The organism is Streptomyces sp. AC550_RSS872 (genome assembly GCF_019049285.1).
Lineage (GTDB): Bacteria > Actinomycetota > Actinomycetes > Streptomycetales > Streptomycetaceae > Streptomyces.
On the sequence record NZ_JAGMUL010000195.1, the window covers coordinates 80,596 to 105,579 of the forward strand.

The window sequence follows — 24,984 nt, forward strand, 5'->3', positions numbered from 1 at the left end:
GGGCGAATGACCAGCAAGGTGGAAGAGGCACTCGGGTACGAGCAGGCCCGGGACGAGCTGATCGAGGTCGTACGGCGGCTGGAGGCCGGCGGTACGACGCTTGAGGAGTCCCTGGCGCTCTGGGAGCGGGGCGAGGAGCTGGCCAAGGTGTGCCGGCGCTGGCTGGACGGGGCGCGGGCCCGGCTGGACGCGGCTCTCGCCGAGGAGGCCGAGGCGGAGGCCGCACAGGAGAACGCCGGGGGCGAGTCCTAGAGCCGGCCTGTAGTCGACCGGCGGCTGGTCGGCCGGTAGGCGAGCGGCGGCTGAGCGGCCGGTAGGCGACCGGCGGCTGAGCGGCCGGTAGGCGACCGGCGGCTGAGCGGCCGGTCGGCTGAGGCCCGCCTCACGCGATCAGACTGTGAAGCGGATCACCACATCCCACCTTTTGTTGAACCTTGAACTTGTCTCGCGTACTGTCGTTCCTGTAAACGGGCCCCGGTCCGTTTACGCCACCCACGACGCCAGGCACAACCCGAGAAGGTGCACGCATGTCTCTCGTTCTTGACCCCGCTGCCCAGGACCTGCTCTTCCGCGAGGCCCGCACCGCGAACACCTTCACCGACGAGCCGGTGACCGAGGAGCAGGTCCAGGCGATCTACGACCTGGTCAAGTACGGCCCCACCGCCTTCAACCAGACCCCGCTGCGCATCACCCTGGTCCGCTCGGCCGAGGCCCGTGAGCGTCTGGTCCAGCACATGGCCGAGGGCAACCAGGCCAAGACCGCTGCCGCCCCGCTGGTCGCGATCCTGTCCGCGGACAACGAGTTCCACGAGGAGCTGCCGGCCCTGTTCCCGGCGTTCCCGCAGGCCAAGGACGTCTTCTTCAGCGAGCGCGCGGCCCGTGAGAACGCCGCCGGGATGAACGCCGCCCTCCAGGCCGCGTACTTCATCGTCGGTATCCGCGCCGCCGGGCTGGCCGCCGGACCGATGACCGGCTGCGACTTCGAGGGCGTCCGCAAGGAGTTCCTGGACGACGACCACACCCCCCTGATGGTCGTCAACATCGGCAAGCCGGGCGCCGACGCCTGGTACCCGCGCTCCCCGCGTCTGGAGTACGACCAGGTCATCACCACGGTCTGAGCTGAACCGACCCGCACAACAGAGGCCCTCGGCGGTATGCCGAGGGCCTTTCGTCATCCGCGGACGGTCGGTCGCCGCCACCAGGGCGTACCCGACCCTCAGGTCACTCCGCCTTCAGCGACTTCGCCATCTGCGTCAGCTGCTCGAACGACCCCGTGCCCGCCACCACCGTGGTCACGCCCTTCTCCTGATGCACGAGCGCGTCGTACCGGCCGCCCGTGTAGCGCGTCCACGTCCGGTCGCCGATCTTCTCGGTGACGTCGGTGGCCCGCCCGCCCTGGGTGGCCTCCTCCAGGAACGTCGCCGGCTTCTCGGCGGACTGCTGGACCTGGACGTAGTCCCCGGCCGAGGTGTGGAAGCCGAGGTGCCACGCGTCGAAGTCGTCGCCCTTGAAGCGGACGGACGTCGGCTTCCAGGTGTCGGGCAGCCCCTGCGGCGCGACCACCGGGTAGGACGCCGCGCGGCGGGCCGTGAGCAGCTCGACGCGGTAGTCGACCCGCGGGAGGTCGGGAGCGCCGTCCTCATGGGGAACGAAGAGATAGATGACTCCCGCCGCGAGCACGGTCACTCCCAAGGAGAGGACCATGTTGCGGACCGACTTCTGCTTGCCGTTCGAACCTGCCACGCCCCCTATCGTCGCAGGTGCCCTGGCCTGCTCATCCGTGGGGCCCCCTGCTCATTCTGCGCGCCCGGGGATAGAGTCAGGGCGGTCACCCTCATCCGGCCGTCGTCGTATCAGAAAGGTGCGCTCCGATGACCGAGAATCATCATCATTTGCCGTCCGAGCTCGAAGTACCCAGCGAAGCCCCCGATCGCAACCTCGCCCTGGAACTGGTCCGTGTGACCGAGGCGGCGGCGATGGCCGCGGGCCGCTGGGTCGGGCGCGGCGACAAGAACGGCGCCGACGGTGCCGCGGTGCGCGCCATGCGGACCCTCGTCCACACCGTGTCGATGAACGGCGTCGTCGTCATCGGTGAGGGCGAGAAGGACGAAGCGCCGATGCTCTTCAACGGGGAGCGGGTCGGCGACGGAACCGGGGCCGAGGTCGACATCGCCGTCGACCCGATCGACGGGACCACGCTGACCGCGAAGGGCATGCCCAACGCGATCTCCGTGCTCGCCGCGGCGGACCGGGGATCCATGTTCGACCCGTCCGCCGTCTTCTACATGGACAAGCTGGTCACCGGCCCCGAGGCCGCCGACTTCGTCGACATCGACGCGCCCGTGTCCGTGAACATCCGCCGGGTCGCCAAGGCGAAGCGGTCCACGCCCGAGGACGTCACCGTCGTCATCCTCGACCGGCCCCGGCACGAGGGCATCATCAAGGAGATCCGGGATGCCGGTGCGCGCATCAAGCTGATCTCCGACGGCGATGTCGCGGGGTCGATCTACGCCCTGCGCGAGGGCACCGGTGTCGACATGCTGCTCGGCATCGGCGGTACGCCGGAGGGGATCATCTCGGCCTGTGCGGTGAAGTGCCTGGGCGGCACGATCCAGGGCAAGCTCTGGCCGAAGGACGACGAGGAGCGGCAGCGGGCCATCGACGCCGGCCACGACCTCGACCGGGTGCTGCTGACGGACGACCTGGTCGCCGGGGACAACGTGTTCTTCGTCGCGACCGGCATCACCGACGGCGAGCTGCTGCGGGGTGTGCGGTACCGGTCGGAGAACGCGACGACCGACTCGATCGTGATGCGCTCGAAGTCGGGGACGGTGCGGCGGATCGACTCCGAGCACCGGCTGAGCAAGCTGCGGGCCTACAGCGCGATTGATTTCGACCGCGCGAAGTAGAGAGTTCGCCCAGTAGCCCGGGGCTGCGGATCGTCGGCGACTGCGGGTGATGCGTGGCTGGTCGCGCCCACGCGACCGCCAATCAAACACAGTCCCGCGCCCCTGGGGCGGCGCGCTTCCCGGCGACAGAAAGGCGCCCCCGGTGCGGAGGGGGCGCCTTTCCTGATGTCTAACCCGCCTGCGCTATCCGGTTCGCCGTCCCCGCCGTCTTCTTCAGCTCCATCTCGCGGCGGCGGCGCCTGGCCAGGACCACTCGGCGTTCCGCCGCGGTCAGGCCGCCCCAGACGCCGTACGGCTCGGGCTGGAGGAGGGCGTGTTCGCGGCACTCGACCATGACGGGGCAGCGGGCACAGACCCGCTTGGCCGCCTCCTCGCGGGAGAGTCGGGCCGCGGTGGGCTCTTTCGAAGGCGCGAAGAACAGGCCGGCCTCGTCGCGGCGGCACACGGCTTCCGTATGCCATGGGGCGTCTTGGTCCCTGTCTCGCACTGGCACCCGCTGGGCCGGAACGGCAGCTACCTGCAGGGACGAATGCGGCGGTTGCAGCACGGTCTACTCCTGACGACGGCTTCGCGAGCGAGAGACGATGCAGCAAGGTCTACCCGCTGTGCGCGCGCCTATGCAGGGAGTTCCGAACCGCTGGATCCCAGGGGGTTCGGCACCCTTGTCCGGGGCGTCCGCAACGGCCGAAAGGTGCGGCGGAAGCCGGTCCGATTCACAACCGTCAACGATCCAGATGCTTGCGCAAACTCTTGTCGACCTTGCGCTGGACACGGTCGAGAATGTCGGCGACGACTTTCCCCCGCTTCGGCCGGCCCTCGATGTTGCCCAGCACCGCCCAGCCGTCGACATGGACGACCGGCGCCTGCGGGTCCTCCGCGTCGAGGTGGTCCACCTCGAAGTTGCCGAGCACTCCGCCGCCGGTGCCGCGCAGCGAGACGTTCTCCGGGACGCGGACCTCGACGTTGCCGAAGACCGAGAACGCCCGGATCACGACCTGCTGGTACTCGAACAGGGCCTCGCTGAGGTCTATCTCCACGCTGCCGAAGATCGCGTACGCATGGATACGGCGGCCCGCGCGCCAGCGGCCCTTGCGGACGGCGCTGCTGAAGACCGCGACCACGTTGTCGTCGGGGTCGGCCGGTATCGCGCCCGGGTCGGGTCGGCCGGGGGCGGGGATGTGTGGTGTGCGGCGCACATGGGCGGCGGGCAGGTCCCGTATGAAGACATCCAGTTCACCCACCGTCCTGGCCGCCAGCACGCCTTCGACGCGCTCGGCGTGCTCGTCGGCGGTGAGGCGGCCCTCGGCCAGGGCGTCGCGCAGGATGTCGGCGATCCGGTCGCGGTCGGCGTCGGAGGCACGGAGTTCGGTGGCGGCAGCGGGTGCGGTCTGCTTCTGAAGGTCCACGGGCAGCAGCGTACCGAAACACGATAGATCGCGATAGCCCTGTGGATGACCGCCTGTGGATGACCGCCCATGGATGACCGCCCGGGGATGCCGACCCATGGATGACGACCCATGGATGACGAACTGAGCCTTACCTCACAAGCTCGTCGTCAGTGGCAGGTTCTACGCTGGTGGACGCTGCCAACGGAGGCCAGCCGCGCTGTCTGTTTAGTGAGGAATGGGCGACATGCCTGAGTTCGCGTACACCGATCTGCTCCCCATGGGAGAGGACACCACCCCGTACCGGCTGGTGACCTCCGAAGGTGTCTCCACCTTCGAGGCCGACGGGCGGACGTTCCTCAAGGTCGAGCCCGAGGCGCTGCGCAAGCTCGCCGAGGAGGCCATCCACGACATCCAGCACTACCTGCGCCCCGCCCATCTCGCGCAGCTGCGCCGGATCATCGACGACCCCGAGGCGTCCAGCAACGACAAGTTCGTCGCCCTGGACCTCCTCAAGAACGCGAACATCGCGGCCGCGGGCGTCCTGCCGATGTGCCAGGACACCGGTACGGCGATCGTGATGGGCAAGCGCGGACAGAACGTGCTGACCGAGGGCGGCGACGAGGAAGCGCTGTCGCGCGGCATCTACGACGCGTACCTCAATCTGAACCTGCGGTACTCGCAGATGGCTCCGCTCACCATGTGGGAGGAGAAGAACACCGGGTCGAACCTGCCGGCCCAGATCGAGCTGTACGCCACCGACGGCGGCGCCTACAAGTTCCTGTTCATGGCGAAGGGCGGCGGCTCGGCCAACAAGTCCTTCCTCTACCAGGAGACCAAGGCCGTCCTGAACGAGGCCTCCATGATGAAGTTCCTGGAGGAGAAGATCCGTTCACTGGGAACGGCCGCCTGTCCGCCGTACCACCTGGCGATCGTGGTCGGCGGTACGAGCGCGGAGTACGCCCTCAAGACCGCCAAGTACGCCTCCGCCCACTACCTGGACGAGATCCCCGCCGAGGGCTCGCCGCTCGGGCACGGGTTCCGGGACAAGGAGCTGGAGGAGAAGGTCTTCGAGCTGACGCAGAAGATCGGGATCGGGGCGCAGTTCGGCGGCAAGTACTTCTGCCACGACGTGCGCGTCGTGCGCCTGCCGCGGCACGGCGCCTCCTGCCCGGTCGCCATCGCCGTGTCCTGCTCGGCCGACCGGCAGGCCGTCGCGAAGATCACGGCCGAGGGTGTCTTCCTGGAGCAGCTGGAGACGGACCCGGCGCGGTTCCTGCCGGAGACGACGGACGAGCACCTCGAGCAGGACGGTGACGTCGTCAAGATCGACCTCAGCCAGCCGATGGACTCCATCCTCGCGGAGCTCACCAAGTACCCGGTGAAGACCCGGCTTTCGCTCACCGGTCCGCTGGTCGTGGCCCGCGACATCGCGCACGCCAAGATCAAGGAGCGGCTGGACGCCGGTGAGGAGATGCCGCAGTACCTGAAGGACCACCCGGTGTACTACGCCGGGCCGGCGAAGACGCCCGAGGGCTACGCGTCCGGCTCCTTCGGCCCGACGACGGCCGGGCGGATGGACTCCTACGTCGAGCAGTTCCAGGCGGCGGGCGGGTCCAAGGTGATGCTGGCGAAGGGGAACCGGAGCAAGCAGGTCACGGACGCGTGCGGCACGCACGGCGGGTTCTACCTCGGCTCCATCGGCGGCCCGGCCGCCCGGCTCGCCCAGGACTGCATCAAGAAGGTCGAGGTCGTCGAGTACGAGGAGCTCGGCATGGAGGCCGTGTGGAAGATCGAGGTCGAGGACTTCCCGGCGTTCATCGTTGTCGACGACAAGGGCAACGACTTCTTCCAGGACCCGGCGCCTCAGCCGACGTTCACGTCGATTCCGGTGCGGGGGCCGGGGCTGGCGTAGCGGCTCGGGTGCGGCGGGGGACAGAACTCGCCCCCCGCCGCCCCTGCCCGTCCCGTCCTCGAAGGGGCTCCGCCCCTTCAACCCCGCTGGGGGCCTTCGCCCCCAGACCCCCGCTTCGGCCCTGGACGGGCCTCGTCCTCAAACGCCGGACGGTCTGAAATGCCTGGACCGGCACCGAGAAGTGAGCCCTTCGACGGCACCCGTCTCCCCGCCTCGACGTGCGCGACATGCGTCCGCGGCATGATCGCCTCGTTGGCCGGTCGCTGTCCGCGGTTGCCCCACCTGCTCGGGCGTGAGGGCGTCGAAGACCGCGCGACGTACGGCTTCCACACGGCCGGGGACGGCCCGCTCCAGCAGGGCCAGACCCTCGTCCGTGAGGATGGCAAGTCGGCTGCGGTCGTCGGTGGGGCCCTCCGGCCGGTCCACGAGGCCGACCTCGCGCAGTCGGTTCACCGCGTGCGTGAGCCGGCTGCGGGTGATCTTCAGCCGACAGGCCGGTTCGGACATGCCAAGGGTGCGGTCGGGCGCAGGGCGACCACGCCACACCAGGTGCCGCCTGGACCACCACTGAAGCCCGGAACCCTGTTCGGCCGGTCGGGCTCTGTGATGTTCACGGTGGCTTCCCATCTCGGCCAATAGAGGCAAACATCACCGATCCGTCCCTGTCTGGGAGTTGAGGACATTTGCCTCTATCACCGCATGGCTCCTCGCGGAAATTCTGATCAAGGTCACAGCCACCGAACCGAGAGGAACCGCTGTGCGCACATCGACCAGCCCGAAGGGGCGTCGTCTCCGAAACCGTTCACTGGGAGTGCTGCTCGCGGGCGGCGCGGGGCTCGGCCTGGTCGCCACGACCGGCGTCCCGGCCTACGCCTCGCTGAACAACTCCGACGGAAGCCTCACCCCGGTCTTCGTCCAGGGCGGCTCGGTCAGCATTCCCGACCAGGCCAACAGCATCAAGATCACCGTGCCGGGCACGGGCTCCTTCTGCACCGCCCGTCCGTCCGACCGCAGCGCCAACATCAGCACGGGCACGCAACTGTCCGAGGGCAACCAGTTCACGATCGACGCGTACAGCGACAGTGCCTGCCAGGGAACCTCGGTCGGCGGCATCGGCTACACGGCCACGTACAACGGCCCCGACCCCCGCAGCGGGAAGTTCACGCGCGTGCAGGTCCGCGTCAGGAACGCGGCCATGTTCGTCTGCACCGACGGCGGCTGGACCGACGGCAACCCGGCCGGCTGCCGGCAAGGGTGACCAACCCGTTCCGGCGGCGGCACCGTCGCGAGCCGGGCCATCCCCGCGGGGGTCGGCTTCGTCATCCTGACGGATATCGGCGCCACGAACGACATCTCCGGCTTCGTCGAGTTCACTCCGGGCGGCAGCGTCACGATCAGCGGCTTCGACGTCGAGGCCGGCGACAACGTGCACTTCGACTGGCGCCCCTCCGACTGCGGCAACAACACCCTGCGCAATGACGGGCACAGGGCCCCCAGCCCGCTGCCGACCTTCTGGAACGTCAACTGCGACCTTCTGGAACGTCAACTGACGTACGGCACAACAGGGCTGGGTCCGGGAAACCGGGCCCAGCCCTGCGCGCGCACCGTGCCGGAACGCGCCATGAGCGCGGCGCCTCAGGCGGCTTCGGGCCCTGAGGTGCGCACCCGTTCGCGCACCGGCGCGTCGTCGGTTGCCGCTGCGCCCATGTGCCCGAGCCAGCGCAGAATGGCCTCGGACCGTCCCCGCACCTCAAGCTTTCCGTATATACGGCTCAGATAGTTGCGCACCGTCTTCTCGGTCAGGAACATTTCCCGGGCGATGTCGCGGACGCTCTGTCCGGCGGTGAGCAGTTCCATGAGCTGCCGCTCCCGCTGGGAGAGCTTGCGCAGCCCGCGCTCCTTCCCGCGTTCCAGGGCCCGCGCCCGGCCGGCGGCCTGTTCGGCGGCGATCGCCGGATCGAGGCAACTGCCCCCATGCGCCGTGAACTTCAGCATCCAGGGGAGTGCCGGCATGACGTAACGGGTGGCCAGCAGGTAGCTGTTGGCGCCGTGGCCCAGGGCCTGCGACACGTCCTGCCAGTCGAGCCGGTGCGCCAGCACCGCGACGGGCGGCAGATCGCCCTCCGCCTCGGCCGAGAACCGCGTCAGCTCCTGCGCCATGCCAGAGCCGTAGAACAGGACGACATCGTCGCTTGTGTGAACCTCGTGCGGCCCGCTGACCAGACGGCTGTCGAGGTCGGCCAGGCCGGATGGCCGGGTGCCGTCACGGCTGACCAGGGCCACGGTCATTGAATCGACGCAAAGCGGATCTGACGGGACAGCGAGGTCGTTCAACACCATGTCTCCATGCTGAGTGCGTGACAGGTGGAGGTGGAGGGGGATCCCACCGGAACCTTCGGATGACCCACACCGATATGATCTAATGTTCTAACATGCTACTGGCGGGTAGCAAATTTGCTGAATGTCACAACGAAGCCCGCACGACAGAGGCAACCGGGGGAATACCTGATGCATCCGCCCAGTGCCCGGAACATCCGCCCCGCCCCGATCGCTGTACGCGATATGAGCGACTACCGCATCGAGCACGACTCCATGGGCGAGGTCCGCGTCCCCGCGGACGCCAAGTGGCGGGCCCAGACGCAGCGTGCCGTCGAGAACTTCCCGATCTCCGGCCAGCGCATCGAGCGCGCCCACATCGAGGCGCTCGCGCGCATCAAGGGCGCCGCCGCCAAGGTGAACGCGCGGCTCGGGGTGCTCGACAAGGACATCGCCGAGGCCATTCAGGAGGCGGCCGGCGAGGTCGCCGAGGGGCGGTGGGACGAGCACTTCCCCGTGGACGTGTTCCAGACCGGGTCCGGCACCTCGTCCAACATGAACGCCAACGAGGTGATCGCCACCCTCGCGACCGAGCGGCTCGGGCGGGACGTCCACCCCAACGACCATGTGAACGCCTCACAGTCGTCCAACGACGTCTTCCCCTCCTCCATCCACATCGCCGCCACCGCCGCCGTCACCCGTGACCTGGTCCCGGCCCTGGAGCACCTCGCCGCCTCCCTGGAGCGCAAGGCCGAGGAGTTCGCCGACGTCGTGAAGTCGGGGCGGACCCATCTCATGGACGCAACGCCGGTGACGCTGGGACAGGAGTTCGGCGGTTACGCCGCCCAAGTGCGGTACGGCGTCGAGCGGCTGGGCGCCTCCCTGCCCCGGCTCGCCGAACTGCCCCTCGGAGGGACGGCGGTGGGCACCGGCATCAACACCCCGCCCGGCTTCTCCGCCGCCGTCATCGAGGAGGTCGCCCGCGCCACCGGGCTGCCGCTCACCGAGGCACGCGACCACTTCGAGGCGCAGGGTGCCCGGGACGGGATCGTGGAGACCAGTGGGCAGCTGCGGACCATCGCGGTCGGCCTGACGAAGATCTCGAACGATCTGCGGTGGATGTCCTCCGGGCCGCGCACCGGACTCGCCGAGATCTCGCTCCCCGACCTCCAGCCGGGGTCCTCGATCATGCCGGGCAAGGTGAACCCGGTCATTCCGGAGGCCGTGCTCATGGTCGCCGCGCAGGTCGTCGGCAACGACGCCACCGTGGCCACCGCCGGCGCCTCCGGCAACTTCGAGCTGAACGTGATGCTGCCGGTCATCGCGAAGAACGTCCTGGAATCCGTCCGGTTGCTCGCGGGCGCCTCCCGGCTGCTGGCCGACCGGACCGTCGACGGCATCGTCGCCCATCGCGAACGGGCCCTGGAGTACGCGGAGTCGTCGCCCTCCGTCGTGACGCCGCTCAACAGGTACATCGGGTACGAGGAGGCCGCCAAGGTCGCCAAGAAGGCGCTGGCGGAGCGGAAGACCATCCGCCAAGTCGTCCTGGAGGGCGGGTATGTGGAGCGGGGCGACCTCACGACGGAGCAGCTGGACGAGGCCCTCGATGTCCTGCGGATGACGCGGCCGTAACGACTCGTCGCGAGGTCGCCGTGCCGTCGGTGAACCGTGACGCTCGCCGCAGCGTCGTATGCCTGTGGCACCTAATATCTGTACATGGCAGACGGTGGAGCGGTGACGACGGAAGTGGAAGCGGGCGGCTCGACGGGATTCTGGGCGCCCGGGACACAGATCCTGTGGCGGTACCGGGAGAACGCCGGCCGTCGCTTCCACATCGCGCGTCCCGTCACCGTCGTACGGGACGACCAGGAGATCCTCGCCGTATGGCTGGCTCCGGGCACGGAGTGTGTGAAACCCGTGCTCGCCGACGGGACGTCGGTACACGAGGAACCGCTGGAGACGCGGTACACCAAGCCGCGTACGGTCCAGCGCGACCGCTGGTTCGGGACCGGGGTGCTGAAGCTGGCGCGGCCCGGTGAGCCGTGGTCGGTGTGGCTGTTCTGGGAGCCCGGGTGGCAGTTCAAGAACTGGTATGTGAACCTTGAGGAGCCACTGGCCCGTTGGACGGGCGGGGTGGACTCCGAGGACCACTTCCTCGACATCTCCGTGCATCCTGACCGCAGTTGGCACTGGCGGGACGAGGACGAGTTCGCGCAGGCCCAGCGGGACGGGCTGGTGGACGACCGGCTGGCCGCGCGGGTACGGGCGGCGGGGCGCGGCGCGGTCGAGGTGATCCGCGCCTGGGGGCCGCCGTTCGCCGACGGCTGGCAGCACTGGCGCCCGGATCCCGCCTGGGCTGTACCTTCTTTGCCTGAGGACTGGGATCGCACGCCGGCGCACATGTCCTCATGAGACCCTTGATGCGCCCCCGGGCATCAAACGTAGGATCGTCCTCCGCAAGGGCGCGCATCGGCAGCAACTACCAGAGTGCGCGCCGGGCTTGACCGATCGTCACCGAGGGGCGGCAGGACGTGAGCGAGGGTTACCAGGGCAACGCCGTGACGGGCGGACGCCCCACGGGCGGCACAGGAACTGCCTCCGGTCACGCGGGAATTCCGTTCCTGGGGCACGTATTCCGGGTATCGGAGTTTCGGCGGGCCGAACTGCACGCGTGGTGCGCAGCCCCGGACGGATGGATTCGAAAGGCGTGACGGAGCAGCCGATCTCCTTCGAACGCCCCGAGACGGGCGTCGACCCCGCGGAGTCCCGCGGGGCGCTCGCGCGTACCTCGACACCACCGGACACACCGTCGACGACGCACTCCACGCCGCCGCACCCCCCTGGCGGCGGAGCCTGCGCCGGCGGCACCGCCTTGCCCGCGCAGGCACGCACCGGAGAGACCCCTTCCACGCCGGGCACCACCGCACCGTCCGGCCCGAGCAAGGAGCCCTCAGACATCGCCGGCAACGGCCCCGAGCACTCGCAGCCCTCCGTCGCCGCCGAGCCCGGCTCGCACCGGCCGCGGCCCGTCCCCGAGGCCATCCCGCCGCAGCCCGGCACCGAGCCGCCCCAGTCCGCCGCCGAGCGGCGCACCGGAGAGGGGCTGCCGCCCGGGCGGCCCACGCCGATGCGGCGGGACGGGGACCGGCTGCGCTTCGTGGGCGCCGCCACCCGGCGGATCGCCCGCGGCATAGACCTGGACGAGATCGTGATGGGGCTGTGCCGGGCGACCGTGCCGACCTTCTCCGACGCGATCCTCGTCTATCTGCGCGACCCGCTGCCGGTCGGCGACGAGCGGCCCACGGGTCCCGTCGTGCTGCGGTTGCGCCGCACGGACCGCATCCCGGAGGAGCGGGACACCGACAGCGGCGGCTTCCTGCCCGCACCGCAGCAGCCGGAGCCGCCCGAGCTGGCCGACCTGTCCACGGTCACTGCCGAACTGTGCGAGGTCCGGCCCGGCGGCGCGCTCGCCGAGGTGCTGCGCGGCGTACGTCCCGTCTTCGCCGACGCCCCAGCGGCCCGCGCCGCCCTGCCCGAACTCCTCGGCGAGAACGGCGAGTTGATCATCCCGGACGGCCAGCGCGCGATCCTCGCCCCGCTGCGCGGCCGGCGCCGTGTCATCGGCGCCGCCGTCTTCCTGCGCCGCCCCGACCGCCTCGCCTTCGAGCCCGACGACCTCCTCGTCGCCGCCCAGCTCGCCACGCACAGCGCGCTCGGCATCGACAAGGCGGTGCTGTACGGCCGTGAGGCGTACATCGCCGACGAGCTCCAGCGCACCATGCTGCCGGAGACGCTGCCGCGCCCGACGGGCGTACGGCTCGCCTCCCGCTATCTCCCGGCCGCCGAGACCGCCCGGGTGGGCGGCGACTGGTACGACGCGATCCCGCTGCCGGGCAGCCGCGTGGCGCTGGTCGTCGGTGACGTCATGGGCCACTCCATGACCTCGGCCGCGATCATGGGCCAGCTACGGACGACGGCCCAGACGCTCGCCGGACTCGATCTGCCCCCGCAGGAGGTCCTGCACCACCTCGACGAGCAGGCCCAGCGCCTGGGCACCGACCGCATGGCGACCTGCCTCTACGCCGTCTACGACCCGGTCTCGCACCGCATCACCATCGCCAACGCCGGCCATCCGCCGCCCGTCCTGCTGCACCTGGGCGGCCGCGCGGAGGTACTGCGGGTTCCGGCGGGCGCGCCGATCGGTGTCGGTGGCGTCGACTTCGAGGCCGTTGAGCTGGACGCGCCGGCCGGAGCGACCCTGTTCCTCTACACGGACGGTCTGGTCGAGTCGCGGCTGCGTGACGTGTGGACCGGCATAGAGCAGCTGCGCGAGAAGCTCGCCGCGACCGCGCAGCTGACGGGGCCGGACCATCCGCCGCCCCTGGAGGCCCTGTGTGACGAGGTGCTGGACATGCTCGGGCCGGGCGACCGGGACGACGACATCGCGCTGCTCGCCGCCCGCTTCGACGGGATCGCGCCGAGCGACGTGGCGTACTGGTTCCTGGAGCCGGAGGACTCGGCGCCGGGTCGTGCCCGACGTCTGGCCCGGCGTGCGCTGGCCCGCTGGGGCCTGGAGGAACTCACCGATTCGGTGGAGCTGTTGGTCAGTGAGGTCGTGACGAATGCGGTGCGGTATGCCACGCGGCCGGTGACGTTGCGGCTGTTGCGGACCGATGTGCTGCGGTGCGAGGTCGGGGACGATGTGCCGCAGTTGCCGCGGCTCAGGCAGGCTCGGGCCACGGATGAGGGTGGGCGGGGGCTGTACCTCGTGAACCGGCTGGCTCGGCGGTGGGGGGCCACGCGGTTGAGCACCGGGAAAGTTGTCTGGTTCGAGTTGAATCGCGGCTGAGCGCCGTTGGGGAACTGCGCGTCGCCGACCGCGCGGGTGCGTCGTGGCTTGTCGCGCCCGCGCGGCGGAGCCGCAGATTCAACACAGCCCCGCGCCCCTTCAGGGCGCTGTCCTACTGGTCGTCACCGGGTCTGACCGGGTCCAGGCTGACGTCGTCCGTCGGCTCTCCCGTCGGGGTCGGCGGGGCCGGCTTTGTCGTCGGGGTCTGCGTCGGCGGCTCGGTCGTCGGGGTCTCCGTCGGCTCCTCGGTCGTCGGGGTCTCCGTGGGCTTCTGAGTCGTCGGTTCCTCCGTCGGCTCCTGGGTCGTCGGCTCCTGGCTCGGGGTCGGGGTCCAGGTCGGCTGGACGGCGGCGCCCTGGTCGGTGTTCAGGTCGAACCTGGCGTCCGGATCGGTCACGCCGAACATGTACGCCGCCCAGATCTGCGCCGGGAAACCGCCACCGTTGACGCGGGGCTCGCCGCCCGCGCCGTACATCTTGACCTGCGGGTGCGGAGGCTTTTCGTCCTCACCGAACAGGCCCACGGACGTGACCAGGTCCGGCGTGAAACCGGTGAACCAGGCCGACTTGTTGTCGTCGGACGTACCCGTCTTGCCGGCGACCTTCTGGCCGTCACGCTTGGGGTTGTTCGCCACGGACGCGCTCGCCGTACCGTCGTCGACGACGCCCGTCAGCACCGAGGTCACCGAGTCGGCGGCCTCACGGCTGATGACCTGCTCGCCGATCGCGCTCGGGATCTCGACCTTGCCGCTGTTGTGCTCGGCTGCCTTGAGGATGCCCGGGGTGACCTTCTGGCCGTGGTTGTCGAGGGTCGCGTACACACCGGCCATCTGAAGCGGGCTCGCGCCCATGGAGCCGAGCGTCTGCGCGGGTACGGCCTGCTCGTCGCTGGTGTCCATGCCGAGCTTGCCGGCCACGTCCATGACGTTCTTCATGCCGACGTCGACGCCCATCTGCGCGAAGACGGAGTTGACGGACTTGTTCATCGCCGTCTGGACGGTGATGGGGCCGTAGTTCCGGTCGTCCTCGTTCTCCGGTGCGAAGCCGACCTTGCTGCCGTCGGCGTTCAGAACCTGGCGCTTGCTGGTGCCGTCGTAGACCGTGTTCGCGGTGATCGGCTTGCCGGACCGTGTCTGGGCGCTCTCCTCCAGGGCGGCGGCCAGGATCACCGGCTTGAACGTCGACGCGGGCTGGTAGTCGGTGCGGGTCGCGTTGCTGGTGTAGTGCTTGAAGTAGTCCACGCCGCCGTACAGCGCGACGATCTTGCCCGTCTTGGGGTCGACGGAGACCGCGCCGGCCTGGACGTCCGCGTCGACCGGCCGCTTCTTCTTGTCCAGCTTGCTGGTGAGCTGCGCCTTGACGGCCTTCTCCAGCTGCGCCTGCTTCTTCTTGTCGATGTTCAGGGTGATGGTCCAGCCCTGGTCGACGACCGCCGCCTCGGCCTGGGAGCGGGTGAGGCTCTTCTGCTTCATCAGCTGGTCCTCCAGCTGACGGTTGGCGAGCTCGATCAGATAGCCCTTCTGGCCCTCCCGGCCTGCGGTGGGCCTGGGCTCCTTCGGCTCCGGGAAGGTCATGCCCTGACGCTTGGACTTGTCGAGCCAGCCCTCCTCGACCATGTTGTCCAGGACGTAGTTCCAGCGGGCCTTGACCAGCTTCTTGCCGGTGTCGGACGCGGAATGCCAGTCGTACTGGCTCGGCGCCTGGAGCAGCGCGGCGAGGTACGCGCCCTGCTCGACCTTGAGCTTCTCGGCGTCGACCCGGTAGTAGGCCTGGGCGGCGGCCTGGATGCCGTAGGCGCCGCGGCCGTAGTAGCTGGTGTTGATGTAGCCGGCGAGGATGTCGTCCTTGGACATCTGACGGTCGACCTTCAGGGAGATCACGATCTCCTTGAGCTTGCGGCTGACCGTCTGTTCCTGGCTGAGGTAGTAGTTCTTGACGTACTGCTGGGTGATGGTCGAACCACCCTGCGCGCCCTTGCCCATCAGCGTGTTGAGCACACCGCGGGCGGTGCCCTTCAGGTCGATGCCGTTGTCGTTGTAGAACGACTTGTTCTCGGCCGCGACGAAGGTGTCCCGGACCTCCCTCGGCACCTTGGACAGGTCCACGATCTCGCGGTTGACCTTGCCGTCGCGGGCCAGGGTCGCGCCGTCGCTGTACTTGTAGACGTTGCTCTGGCGCTGGGCGGCCTGGGCGGCGGCGTTGCCGTCGGGCACGTCCACGTACAGGTAGAGCCCGATGAACGCGGCGATGGCGAGCAGGCAGGTGCCGAGGAACGTGCCGAGGATCTTCTTCCAGGTGAAGAGCCGGCGCAGGAGGCCCTTGCCGTCGCCGCCCCTGCCTCCGGACCTGGCCGCCCGCCGGGCCGCGGCCCGGCCGCCCGTGGCGGCCGACGGTGTCCCGATGACGGTGGCCGACGCATCTCCCCCGGTGGCCGACGGCGACCCGGAAGGACGCCGGGGCGCCGCGCGGCGGCCACCGCGCTGTCGCGCTCGTCTGTCTTCCGCTCGTCCCATGGGTCCGTTCCGCTCCGCTTCGTTCTTGTGTGCACTTCTGCCACACAGGTTCGCCGCTCAGGTCAGCTCAGAAAGCTAACACCGGAAGTTGTGACAAAGCCCTGTCGATCCGGGCTTTTGGGGACGTGACAATCAGCACCTGTCCCAACTGAACCGACGGCTGAGGCGCGCACAGGGTTGCTCGGACGGGGTAAAGTGATATCACTTAGCTATTGGCTGGATCCATGATCACGGAGCCAGGCGTGCGCCGCCCGCGACTCCACGAAGGACGGGGGACCACCCATGCCGAAGGGCCAGAACGACAAGACCGACGCCACAACCGGCGGCACCACCACACCGGCCGCACCCGACGTACCCGAGATGCCGGCCCCGCGCGTCCGCGAGTTCACCGCGCACAGCATCGGCGGCGGACTCGCCCTGCTGCTCGGGCTGGGCGGGCTGCTGGCCGCGGGTGGGCTGATCGCGGGCGGGGCCGTGGCCGCCGCCGCGGCAGGCGTCAAGGCCTCGCTGATCGTTCCGGGCGTAGTGGTCGCCCTCAGCTCACTCCTCGCGATGTCCGGCCTGAACATGGTCGCACCGGGCGAGGCGCGGGTCGTCCAGCTCTTCGGGCGGTACCGGGGGACGATCCGGGAGGACGGGCTGCGCTGGGTGAACCCCTTCACCTCTCGCACCAAGATCTCGACCCGGGTCCGCAACCACGAGACGGCCGTCCTCAAGGTCAACGACGCCTACGGCAACCCGATCGAGCTCGCCGCGGTCGTGGTGTGGAGAGTCGAGGACACCGCGCAGGCCACGTTCGAGGTGGACGACTTCCTGGAGTTCGTCTCCACCCAGACGGAGGCGGCGGTGCGGCACATCGCCATCGAGTACCCGTACGACGCCCATGACGAGGGCGGCCTCTCGCTGCGCGGGAACGCCGAGGAAATCACCGAGAAGCTCGCCGTCGAACTGCACGCGCGCGTGGAGGCGGCCGGGGTGCAGATCATCGAGTCGCGCTTCACGCATCTCGCGTACGCTCCCGAGATCGCCTCCGCGATGCTCCAGCGACAGCAGGCCGGGGCGGTCGTCGCGGCGCGGCGGCAGATCGTCGACGGGGCGGTGGGCATGGTCGAGGCGGCGCTCGCGCGGATCTCCGAGCAGGACATCGTGGAGCTGGACGAGGAACGCAAGGCGGCGATGGTGTCCAACCTGATGGTGGTGCTGTGCGGCGACCGGGCCCCGCAGCCGGTCCTCAACACCGGGACGCTCTACCAGTGACGGCACCCTCCGACCCGTTCGAGAACTCCGCCGAGCCCGCCCCTCGGCGTCGGCCGCAGCAGCGCAAGCAGGTCCTGCTGCGGCTCGACCCGTCGGTGTACGAGGCACTCGCGCGGTGGGCGGGCGATGAGCTGCGCTCGGCCAACGCACAGATCGAGTTCCTGCTGCGGCGCGCTCTCGCGGAGGCGGGGCGGCTGCCGGGCGAGGCCAAGCCGATCCCGCGGCGCGGCCGGCCTCCCGTGCAGCCCCCTGAGTCGCAGTAGCAGAACCGTGACAATCGGCCCCCAGCTGCCCCTTCACACCCACCGCCATGATCTCCACACTCGGCGTATACATGCGGCGTATACACGCCGTGTAGAGTCCTGCTCATGTCCATCGGTCACACCCTCCTAGGGCTCCTGGAGTCGGGCCCCCGCCACGGCTACGACCTCAAGCGGGCCTTCGACGAGAAGTTCGGTCACGACCGGCCGCTGCACTACGGCCAGGTCTACTCGACGATGTCCCGGCTGCTGAAGAACGGGCTCGTCGAGGTCGACGGGATCGAGCCCGGCGGCGGGCCCGAGCGCAAGCGTTACGCCATCACGGAAGCCGGTATCACCGACGTACAGCGGTGGCTCGCGACGCCCGAGAAGCCGGAGCCGTACCTCCAGTCGACCCTCTACACCAAGGTCGTGCTCGCGCTGCTCACCCGGCGCGACGCGGCCGACATCCTCGACACCCAGCGTGCCGAGCATCTGCGCATGATGCGGATCCTCACCGACCGCAAGCGGAAGGGGGACCTGGCCGACCAGCTGATCTGCGACCACGCCCTCTTCCATCTGGAGGCCGACCTGCGCTGGCTGGAGCTCACCGCCGCGCGCCTCGACAAGCTGGCCGAGGTGGTGGTCAAGTGACTCCGCCTCCCGGTTCCCTGCTCGCGGCCCAGGAGCTGCGCAAGGCCTACGGCCCGACCGTCGCGCTCGACGGGGCCGAGTTCTCCATCCACCCCGGCGAGGTCGTCGCCGTGATGGGGCCGTCCGGCTCCGGCAAGTCGACGCTGCTGCACTGCCTCGCCGGCATCGTGCCGCCCGACTCGGGGTCCATCACCTACAACGGCCGTGAGCTGGCCACCATGAACGACGCCCAGCGCAGTGCGCTGCGGCGCTCGGAGTTCGGGTTCGTCTTCCAGTTCGGTCAGCTGGTGCCGGAGTTGACGTGCGTCGAGAACGTCGCCCTTCCGCTGCGGCTGAACGGCACCTCCCGCAAGCAGGCCGAGCGGGCCGCGCTGACCTGGATGGAGCGGCTGGAGGTCGACGACCTGCGCAAGAAGCGGCCCGGTGAGGTCTCCGGCGGTCAGGGGCAGCGCGTCGCCGTCGCCCGTGCGCTGGTCACCAACCCGCGCGTGCTGTTCGCCGACGAGCCGACCGGCGCGCTCGACTCCCTCAACGGCGAGCGCGTGATGGAGCTGCTGACGGACGCCGCCCGGTCGGCCAACGCCGCCGTCGTCCTCGTCACCCACGAGGCCCGTGTGGCCGCCTACTCCGACCGCGAGATCGTCGTACGGGACGGCAGGTCCCGGGACATGGAGCGCGTCATATGAGCGTGGGCCAGTGGGCCAAGGACCTGGCGATGGGGGTGCGGTTCGCCTTCGCCGGCGGACGTGAGGGCTGGGTCCGGGCCCTGCTGACCGCCGTCGGCGTCGGGCTCGGCGTGGCGCTGCTGCTGCTGACGACGGCGATCCCGAACATGCAGCAGGTCCGGCACGACCGGGAGAGCGCCCGCGCCGACATCGACTACAGCTACACGGAGACCAAGAGGTCGGACGCCACCCTGATCGTCGCGGACGTCGACACCGACTTCGAGGACAAGGACATCCGCGGCCGGGCGCTGGAGCCCGAGGGACCCCGCGCTCCGCTCCCTCCGGGGCTGGAGAAGTTCCCGGCGGTGGGCGAGATGGTCGTCTCCCCCGCGCTGAAGCGGCTGCTGGAGTCGGACGGCGCGAAGCTGCTGCGTGAACGGCTGCCCGAGCGGATCGTCGGCACCATCGGGGAGAGCGGGCTGATCGGCTCGCACGAACTCGCCTTCTTCCGGGGCGGCGCCGACCTCGCGCCGTACATCGACGGCTCCCGGGTCGCCCGTATCGAACGGTTCGGGGACACCAGCCCGACCGAGGCCCGGACCGACCCCGTGCTGCTCCTGCTGGTCATCGTCGTCTTCGTGGCGCTGCTGATGCCGGTCGCCGTGTTCATCGCCGCGGCCGTGCGCTTCGGCGGCGAGCGGCGCGACCGACGGCTCGCGGCACTACGGCTGGTCGGTTCCGACAGCCGGATGACCCGGCGGATCGCGGCCGGCGAGGCGCTGGCGGGCGCGGTGCTCGGACTGGTCTTCGGTACGGTCTTCTTCCTGGTCGGCCGCCAGATCGCGGGCTCGGTAGAGGTGTTCGAGGTCAGCGTCTTCCCGAGCTACCTCAACCCCTCCCCCGCGCTGGCCCTGCTGGTCGGCCTCGCGGTCCCGGCGGCAGCCGTGGTGGTCACGCTGTTCGCGATGCGGGGCGTGGTGATCGAGCCGCTCGGTGTGGTCCGTACGGCGAAGCCCTCGCGGCGCCGGCTGTGGTGGCGGCTGCTGCTGCCGCTGGCCGGCCTCGCGATGCTGTGGCCGATGATCGGCCAGGGCAGTGACCAGGGCACCTTCAACGAGTATCTGGTGATCGGCGGTGTGCTGCTGCTGCTCATCGGCGTGACCACGCTGCTGCCGTGGGCCGTCGAGGCGGTCGTCGCCCGGCTCGGCTCGGGTGGCGTCGCCTGGCAACTCGCCGTCCGCAGGCTCCAGTTGAGCAGCGGTACGGCGGCCCGCATGGTGAACGGCGTCGCGGTCGCGGTCGCCGGGGCCATCGCGTTGCAGATGCTGTTCGCCGGGGTGGCGAGCAGGTACACGAAGGAGTCCCTGCACGACATCGAGCGGGCGCAGATGGAGGTGGCCCTGTCCCCCAACACGCCGCTCGACCCGGCGGTCGCGGAGTTCCGGGACACCAAGGGCGTCCAGGAGGTCTACGCGTACGCCGAGGGCTATCTGGGTGAGCGGCCCAAGGACCCGGACATGGTTGTCGAGATGACCGTCGGCGACTGCGCGTCGCTGCGCCAGACGGCCCGGCTTCCCTCCTGCCGGGACGGCGACATCTTCTACGTGTCGAACTCCGAGTACGACAAGGACACCCCGAAGCTGGCCAAGCAGCCGGGCCGGACGGTGTATCTGGGCCCCTCCTACGATGGCGGACCGCCGCGGCAGGAGATCGCCTGGACCGTGCCGAAGGGCCTGAAGGAGGCCCGGACGCAGGAGGACTTGACGGGGCAGCGGCGGGGTGGCTTCCTCGTCACCCCGAAGGCCATGCCCGCGGCGGCCGCGCCGGCGCTGAAGGGCCAGGTGTACCTCAAGCTCGACCAGTCGGTGTCGGACGTGTACGACCGCGTACGGAACACGGCGACGGCCGCGGACCCGCTCGCGTACCCCATGACGTGGTCCTCCACCCAGACGACCGACCGCTACGGCACCATCCGCACCGGTCTGTTCGTCGGCGCCGTGTTCGTCATGCTGCTGATCGGCGCGAGCCTGCTGGTCTCCCAGCTGGAGCAGCTGCGCGACCGCAAGAAGCTCCTGTCGTCCCTGGTCGCCTTCGGCACCCGGCGCCGCACCCTGAGCCTGTCGGTCCTGTGGCAGACGGCGATCCCGATCGCCCTGGGCCTGCTGCTGGCCTCGGCGGTGGGCTTGACCCTGGGCGCGGTCCTGCTCCGCATGGCGGACACCCCGGTCGCCGTGGACTGGCCGAGCGTCCTCGCCATGACGGGCGTGGCCGCGGGCGTAGTCCTGGGAGTGACCCTGCTCAGCCTGCCCCCACTGCTGCGGCTGATGCGGCCGGACGGGTTGCGCACGGAGTAGTCCCGGCGTGAGGGGCGTCACCCCGCCACTGGCCGCAGGCCGTCCGAACCGCACGGGTCCGGACGGCCTGCGGCCGTCAGCCCTGCCGGGGCCCCGATGCCGCGCGGCCAGGCCCTGTCCTGGACGTCGTTCCACTGGCCCGGGCCTCGGCCGTCCCCGTTCGGACGAAGGTGCGCGCGACAGCACAGGCGCGATCGACGCTCAGGACGAAGTCGCCCGTGAACTCCGCGAGATGGATCACGCCGGTGAGCCCGATGCCGGCGTCGGCGGCCTCCGCGACGGCCGCCCTGGCGAAAGCGGGCGGCACGATCGGCCTCACCCGTCCGGCCTCCGCGACGGCCGCCCTGGCGAAAGCGGGCGGCACGATCGGCCTCACCCGTCCGCGCCCACCACCCGCACCGGCAACGGCCGCAGGGCCTCGCGCAGGGCCGCTGCCAGCTCCTCGTACTCCGCGCCGCGTGCCGCGCCCGTTCGCATGGCGAGGGCGACGCGGCGGGTGGGGGCCGGGTCCGCGAAGTATCCGGTGAGGAGTTGGCTGCTGCGGCTGGTCTCGACCTTGAGGGCGGTGCGCGGCAGGAGGGTCACACCCAGCCCGCCGGCGACCAGTTGGACCAGCGTGGACAGTCCCGCCGCCGTCGTGGTCACCGGCGCGTCCTTGCGCCCGGCTTCCCGGCAGATGTCCAGGGCCTGGTCGCGCAGGCAGTGGCCCTCGTCGAGCAGGAGCAGCTTCAGCTCGCGCAGCGCCTCCCGGGGAATGCCCTCGCGGCCGCCGAGCCCGTGGTCGAGCGGCGTGACGAGCACGAAGTCCTCGTCGAAGAGCGGGAGTTCGGCGACACCGGGCACACCGAGGGGGACCGCGAGCAGCAGCAGGTCCAGGCGCCCGGAGGTGAGGCCGTCCACGAGGCTCGCGGTCTGCTCCTCGTGCACCTGGAGGTCGAGGTGCGGATACCGGTCGTGGACGAGCCGCAGCACGGTGGGCAGGAGGTACGGCGCCACCGTGGGGATCACGCCGAGGCGCAGCACTCCCGTGAACGGCGCCCGGACCGCCGCCGCCTCCTCCATCAACGCCCCGACCTCCACCAACACCGCCTTCGCCCGCACCGCCAGCCGCTCGCCGGCCGGCGACAGCAGCACCTTGCGCGTGGTGCGCTCCAGAAGCGTCACTCCCAGTGACTCCTCGAGCGCCGATACGGCACCGGACAGCGCGGGCTGGCTCATGCCGATCGCGGCGGCGGCGTCCCGGAAGTGGAGGTGCTCGGCGACGGCCGCGAACGCACGCAACTGGGCGAGGCTGGGCTGCCTCCTCTTACTCACAGTCACTGATAGCACCCTCCGATCAACCTGACCGAGTGTAGCTATTTCCCGTATCAATGCACCCTGTGCCAGGATCGGTAAGGTCCAACCCAAAGGGAGACACCTGTCCGAACGGGTGTCTCTTCGCTGCAAGGAGAGCGTGTGCTCACTGTCGGTGACAAGTTCCCCGAGTTCGAACTGACCGCCTGCGTCTCGCTGGAGAAGGGCAAGGAGTTCGAGACGATCAACCACAAGACCTACGAGGGCAAGTGGAAGATCGTCTTCGCCTGGCCGAAGGACTTCACCTTCGTCTGCCCGACAGAGATCGCGGCCTTCGGCAAGCTGAACGAGGAGTTCGCCGACCGCGACGCCCAGGTCCTCGGCTTCTCCGGTGACTCGGAGTTCGTCCACCACGCCTGGCGCAAGGACCACGACGACCTGCGCGACCTGCCGTTCCCGATGATGGCCGACTCCAAGCACGAGCTGATGCGCGACCTCGGCATCGAGGGCGAGGACGGCTTCGCCAAGCGCGCCGTCTTCATCGTCGACCAGAACAACGAGATCCAGTTCTCCATGGTGACCGCCGGCTCGGTCGGCCGTAACCCCAAGGAGGTCCTGCGGGTCCTGGACGCTCTCCAGACGGACGAGCTGTGCCCGTGCAACTGGACCAAGGGCGAGGACACCCTGGACCCGGTCAAGCTGCTTGCCGGAGAGTGAGTGACATGTCCCTCGACTCCCTCAAGTCCCGTGTACCGGACTACGCCAAGGACCTGAAGCTCAACCTCGGCTCGGTCATCGGCAATTCCGACCTCCCGGCGCAGCAGCTGTGGGGCACGGTACTGGCGACCGCCATCGCCGCGCGCTCCCCGATCGTGCTGCGCGAGCTGGCACCGGAGGCGAAGGCGAACCTCACGCCGGAGGCGTACCGCGCGGCGAAGTCCGCGGCCGCCGTGATGGCGATGAACAACGTCTTCTACCGCACCCGGCATCTGCTGTCCGACCACGAGTACGGCAACCTGCGCGCGGGTCTCCGGATGAACGTCATCGGCAACCCCGGTGTCGACAAGGTCGACTTCGAGCTGTGGTCGTTCGCCGTGTCCGCCATCAACGGCTGCGGCATGTGCCTCGACTCGCACGAGCAGGTGCTGCGCAAGGCGGGCGTCGACCGCGAGGTCGTCCAGGAGGCGTTCAAGATCGCCTCGGTGATTCAGGCCGTGGGCTCCACCTTGGAGGCCGAGGCCGTACTGGCCGACGTCGAGTAGTCGCCGTCGCCCTGTGGACCCCGCTCACCGTCGGTGGGCGGGGTCTGCTGCGTCTCCGGGGGCCGCGGTGCCACCGCCTCCTGCGAATACGCCCGCAGATACCCCACGATCGAGTTCGACACCGCCACCAAAGGCACCGCCACCACCGCACCGCCGATCCCCGCCACCATGCCCCCGGCCGCCACCGACAGCACCACCGCCAGCGGATGGACGCGTACCGCACGGCCCAGGATGAACGGCTGGAGGACGTGGCCCTCGATCTGCTGCACGGCGAGGACGACCACCAGGGTCATGACCGCGGTGAAGACGCCCTGGGTCACCAGCGCCACGACCACGGCCAGCGCGCCGGAGGCCACCGCGCCGACGAGCGGGATGAAGGAGAACAGGAAGATGAAGACGGCCAGCGGGACGGCCATCGGGACGTCCAGGAAGTAGATGCCGATGCCGATGAACACGGCGTCGATCAGGGCGACGAGGACCGTGCCGCGTACGTATGCCGTGAGCGTCGCCCACGCGCGCGGACCGGCGCCGGCGACGCCCGGACGCGCGGCGGCCGGGACCAGCTTCAGCGTCCACTGCCAGATCCGCTTGCCGTCGTAGAGCAGGAACAGAGTGGAGAAGGCGGCCAGCAGAATGCCGGTGAGGGCCTCGACGACGACCGTGACGCCTTCCAGACCGGCCGAGGTGATCTCGTCGGTGTTGGCGCCGATCGCCTCCCGGAGGTTCTCGGCGATCTCGTTGATCTGCTTGTCGGTGACGTGGAAGGGGCTGTTGAGCAGCCAGTTGCGCAGTTCGTCGATGCCGTCCTGGACCTGGTCGGAGAGGTTGTCGATGTTCTCCATGACCTGCCAGGTCACGAACCAGCCCATCAGCCCGATGACGACGAACCCGAGGATCGCGGTCAGGGCGGTGGCGAGCCCGTGCGGCACGCCCCGCCGGGTCAGCCAGGCCACCGAGGGCTGCATCAGCGCGGTGAGGAGCAACGCGATGACGAAGGCGAACACGACGAGTTGGACGGCGCTGATGACCCGCATCAGCACCCAGACCGTGCCGGCCAGCACCAGCAGCCGCCAGCCGGCCTCCGCCGCGACCCGTACGCCCCACGGCACGACCTGTGCGGGGTCGGGCCGTGGCGGCGGAACGGTGGGCGCGTAGTCGGGGGGCCGTGGCACGTGGCCGGTGGGCGTCGCTGGGGCGTCGGCGGAGGAGGACTCGGGCTCAGTGAAGGACTTCCGCACCGGCTGGAGCTCGCCGCTCTCCCGTTCCACCGCGGCGCGGCGTTCGTCCAACCGCTCACTCACCTCGGTCAGTCCGGCGCCGAGCCGACCGAGCCACCCTGGCACTCGCGACATGATCCGTCCTCTTCCCCCGTCT

General features: G+C 69.9%; 23 protein-coding genes. 15 read left to right on the plus strand and 8 right to left on the minus strand.

Going from position 1 to position 24,984, the window contains the following annotated elements; all coding sequences use genetic code 11:
* The first annotated feature begins 6 nt into the window (after positions 1-6).
* Together KUM44_RS40820 and KUM44_RS40825 are read left to right on the plus strand one after the other, a co-directional pair.
* Entirely contained in the window at positions 7-252 is a 246-nt protein-coding gene (locus KUM44_RS40820) for an exodeoxyribonuclease VII small subunit (protein WP_217214823.1), read from the plus strand.
* A 275-nt stretch (positions 253-527) separates the two neighbouring features.
* On the plus strand, positions 528-1,118 hold the full coding sequence (locus tag KUM44_RS40825; protein WP_217214824.1) for a malonic semialdehyde reductase: 591 nt from the start codon (positions 528-530) through the stop codon (positions 1,116-1,118).
* 103 nt (positions 1,119-1,221) lie between these two features.
* Here KUM44_RS40825 and KUM44_RS40830 read toward each other — a convergent pair whose 3' ends face one another.
* Entirely contained in the window at positions 1,222-1,743 is a 522-nt protein-coding gene (locus KUM44_RS40830; RefSeq protein WP_217214825.1) for a DUF4245 domain-containing protein, read from the minus strand.
* A 128-nt stretch (positions 1,744-1,871) separates the two neighbouring features.
* Between KUM44_RS40830 and glpX the strand changes: the two genes are divergently transcribed.
* The gene (gene glpX / locus KUM44_RS40835; RefSeq protein ID WP_062718430.1) at positions 1,872-2,909 is read left to right on the plus strand and encodes a class II fructose-bisphosphatase; all 1,038 of its coding nucleotides are present in this window, start codon (positions 1,872-1,874) and stop codon (positions 2,907-2,909) included.
* A gap of 169 nt (positions 2,910-3,078) precedes the next feature.
* Here the strand turns inward: glpX and KUM44_RS40840 are convergent, their stop codons facing one another.
* Together KUM44_RS40840 and KUM44_RS40845 are read right to left on the minus strand one after the other, a co-directional pair.
* Positions 3,079-3,456, minus strand: a complete 378-nt coding sequence (locus KUM44_RS40840; RefSeq protein ID WP_217214826.1) for a WhiB family transcriptional regulator — start codon at positions 3,454-3,456, stop codon at positions 3,079-3,081.
* A gap of 175 nt (positions 3,457-3,631) precedes the next feature.
* The gene (locus KUM44_RS40845) at positions 3,632-4,315 is read right to left on the minus strand and encodes a DUF1707 domain-containing protein (RefSeq protein ID WP_217214827.1); all 684 of its coding nucleotides are present in this window, start codon (positions 4,313-4,315) and stop codon (positions 3,632-3,634) included.
* A 226-nt stretch (positions 4,316-4,541) separates the two neighbouring features.
* Between KUM44_RS40845 and KUM44_RS40850 the strand changes: the two genes are divergently transcribed.
* A complete protein-coding gene (locus tag KUM44_RS40850) occupies positions 4,542-6,209 on the plus strand; it encodes a fumarate hydratase (RefSeq protein ID WP_217214828.1) in 1,668 nt (555 codons plus the stop codon).
* 757 nt (positions 6,210-6,966) lie between these two features.
* Positions 6,967-7,467 (plus strand): hypothetical protein, encoded by a 501-nt coding sequence (locus KUM44_RS40855; RefSeq protein WP_217214829.1) that lies wholly within the window; start codon positions 6,967-6,969, stop codon positions 7,465-7,467.
* Positions 7,468-7,844: 377 nt separating this feature from the next.
* On the opposite strand, the gene KUM44_RS40860 is transcribed toward KUM44_RS40855, so the two are convergent.
* Positions 7,845-8,498, minus strand: a complete 654-nt coding sequence (locus tag KUM44_RS40860; protein ID WP_217214830.1) for a response regulator transcription factor — start codon at positions 8,496-8,498, stop codon at positions 7,845-7,847.
* Between the two features lie 273 nt (positions 8,499-8,771).
* On the opposite strand from KUM44_RS40860, the gene KUM44_RS40865 reads away from it, so the two are divergent.
* From KUM44_RS40865 to KUM44_RS40875, 3 genes are all read left to right on the plus strand, one after another.
* Positions 8,772-10,157, plus strand: a complete 1,386-nt coding sequence (locus KUM44_RS40865; RefSeq protein WP_217214861.1) for an aspartate ammonia-lyase — start codon at positions 8,772-8,774, stop codon at positions 10,155-10,157.
* 84 nt (positions 10,158-10,241) lie between these two features.
* Complete coding sequence (locus tag KUM44_RS40870; RefSeq protein ID WP_217214831.1) at positions 10,242-10,937, plus strand: DUF402 domain-containing protein; 696 nt, start codon at positions 10,242-10,244, stop codon at positions 10,935-10,937.
* A 280-nt stretch (positions 10,938-11,217) separates the two neighbouring features.
* Positions 11,218-13,374, plus strand: coding sequence for a SpoIIE family protein phosphatase (locus KUM44_RS40875; protein ID WP_254390825.1), 2,157 nt, complete (start codon positions 11,218-11,220; stop codon positions 13,372-13,374).
* Between the two features lie 112 nt (positions 13,375-13,486).
* On the opposite strand, the gene KUM44_RS40880 is transcribed toward KUM44_RS40875, so the two are convergent.
* Entirely contained in the window at positions 13,487-15,886 is a 2,400-nt protein-coding gene (locus KUM44_RS40880; protein WP_217214833.1) for a transglycosylase domain-containing protein, read from the minus strand.
* Positions 15,887-16,246: 360 nt separating this feature from the next.
* On the opposite strand from KUM44_RS40880, the gene KUM44_RS40885 reads away from it, so the two are divergent.
* From KUM44_RS40885 to KUM44_RS40905, 5 genes are all read left to right on the plus strand, one after another.
* Complete coding sequence (locus tag KUM44_RS40885) at positions 16,247-17,143, plus strand: SPFH domain-containing protein (RefSeq protein WP_217214862.1); 897 nt, start codon at positions 16,247-16,249, stop codon at positions 17,141-17,143.
* Positions 17,140-17,406, plus strand: coding sequence for a hypothetical protein (locus KUM44_RS40890; protein ID WP_217214834.1), 267 nt, complete (start codon positions 17,140-17,142; stop codon positions 17,404-17,406). Before KUM44_RS40885 ends, KUM44_RS40890 begins: the two co-directional genes overlap by 4 nt.
* Before the next feature lie 105 nt (positions 17,407-17,511).
* Complete coding sequence (locus tag KUM44_RS40895; RefSeq protein WP_217214835.1) at positions 17,512-18,036, plus strand: PadR family transcriptional regulator; 525 nt, start codon at positions 17,512-17,514, stop codon at positions 18,034-18,036.
* On the plus strand, positions 18,033-18,722 hold the full coding sequence (locus tag KUM44_RS40900) for an ABC transporter ATP-binding protein (protein ID WP_217214836.1): 690 nt from the start codon (positions 18,033-18,035) through the stop codon (positions 18,720-18,722). The genes KUM44_RS40895 and KUM44_RS40900 overlap by 4 nt, the downstream gene beginning before the upstream one ends.
* The gene (locus KUM44_RS40905) at positions 18,719-21,055 is read left to right on the plus strand and encodes an ABC transporter permease (RefSeq protein WP_217214837.1); all 2,337 of its coding nucleotides are present in this window, start codon (positions 18,719-18,721) and stop codon (positions 21,053-21,055) included. The genes KUM44_RS40900 and KUM44_RS40905 overlap by 4 nt, the downstream gene beginning before the upstream one ends.
* Before the next feature lie 76 nt (positions 21,056-21,131).
* Here the strand turns inward: KUM44_RS40905 and KUM44_RS40910 are convergent, their stop codons facing one another.
* Together KUM44_RS40910 and KUM44_RS40915 are read right to left on the minus strand one after the other, a co-directional pair.
* Positions 21,132-21,419, minus strand: coding sequence for a hypothetical protein (locus tag KUM44_RS40910; protein WP_217214838.1), 288 nt, complete (start codon positions 21,417-21,419; stop codon positions 21,132-21,134).
* Between the two features lie 8 nt (positions 21,420-21,427).
* A complete protein-coding gene (locus tag KUM44_RS40915; protein WP_217214839.1) occupies positions 21,428-22,375 on the minus strand; it encodes a LysR substrate-binding domain-containing protein in 948 nt (315 codons plus the stop codon).
* Positions 22,376-22,510: 135 nt separating this feature from the next.
* On the opposite strand from KUM44_RS40915, the gene KUM44_RS40920 reads away from it, so the two are divergent.
* A complete protein-coding gene (locus KUM44_RS40920) occupies positions 22,511-23,065 on the plus strand; it encodes a peroxiredoxin (RefSeq protein ID WP_217214840.1) in 555 nt (184 codons plus the stop codon).
* Between the two features lie 5 nt (positions 23,066-23,070).
* The gene (locus tag KUM44_RS40925) at positions 23,071-23,610 is read left to right on the plus strand and encodes an alkyl hydroperoxide reductase (RefSeq protein ID WP_217214841.1); all 540 of its coding nucleotides are present in this window, start codon (positions 23,071-23,073) and stop codon (positions 23,608-23,610) included.
* Here the strand turns inward: KUM44_RS40925 and KUM44_RS40930 are convergent.
* The gene (locus tag KUM44_RS40930; RefSeq protein WP_254390826.1) at positions 23,556-24,962 is read right to left on the minus strand and encodes an AI-2E family transporter; all 1,407 of its coding nucleotides are present in this window, start codon (positions 24,960-24,962) and stop codon (positions 23,556-23,558) included. The genes KUM44_RS40925 and KUM44_RS40930 overlap by 55 nt on opposite strands.
* Positions 24,963-24,984: the final 22 nt, after the last annotated feature.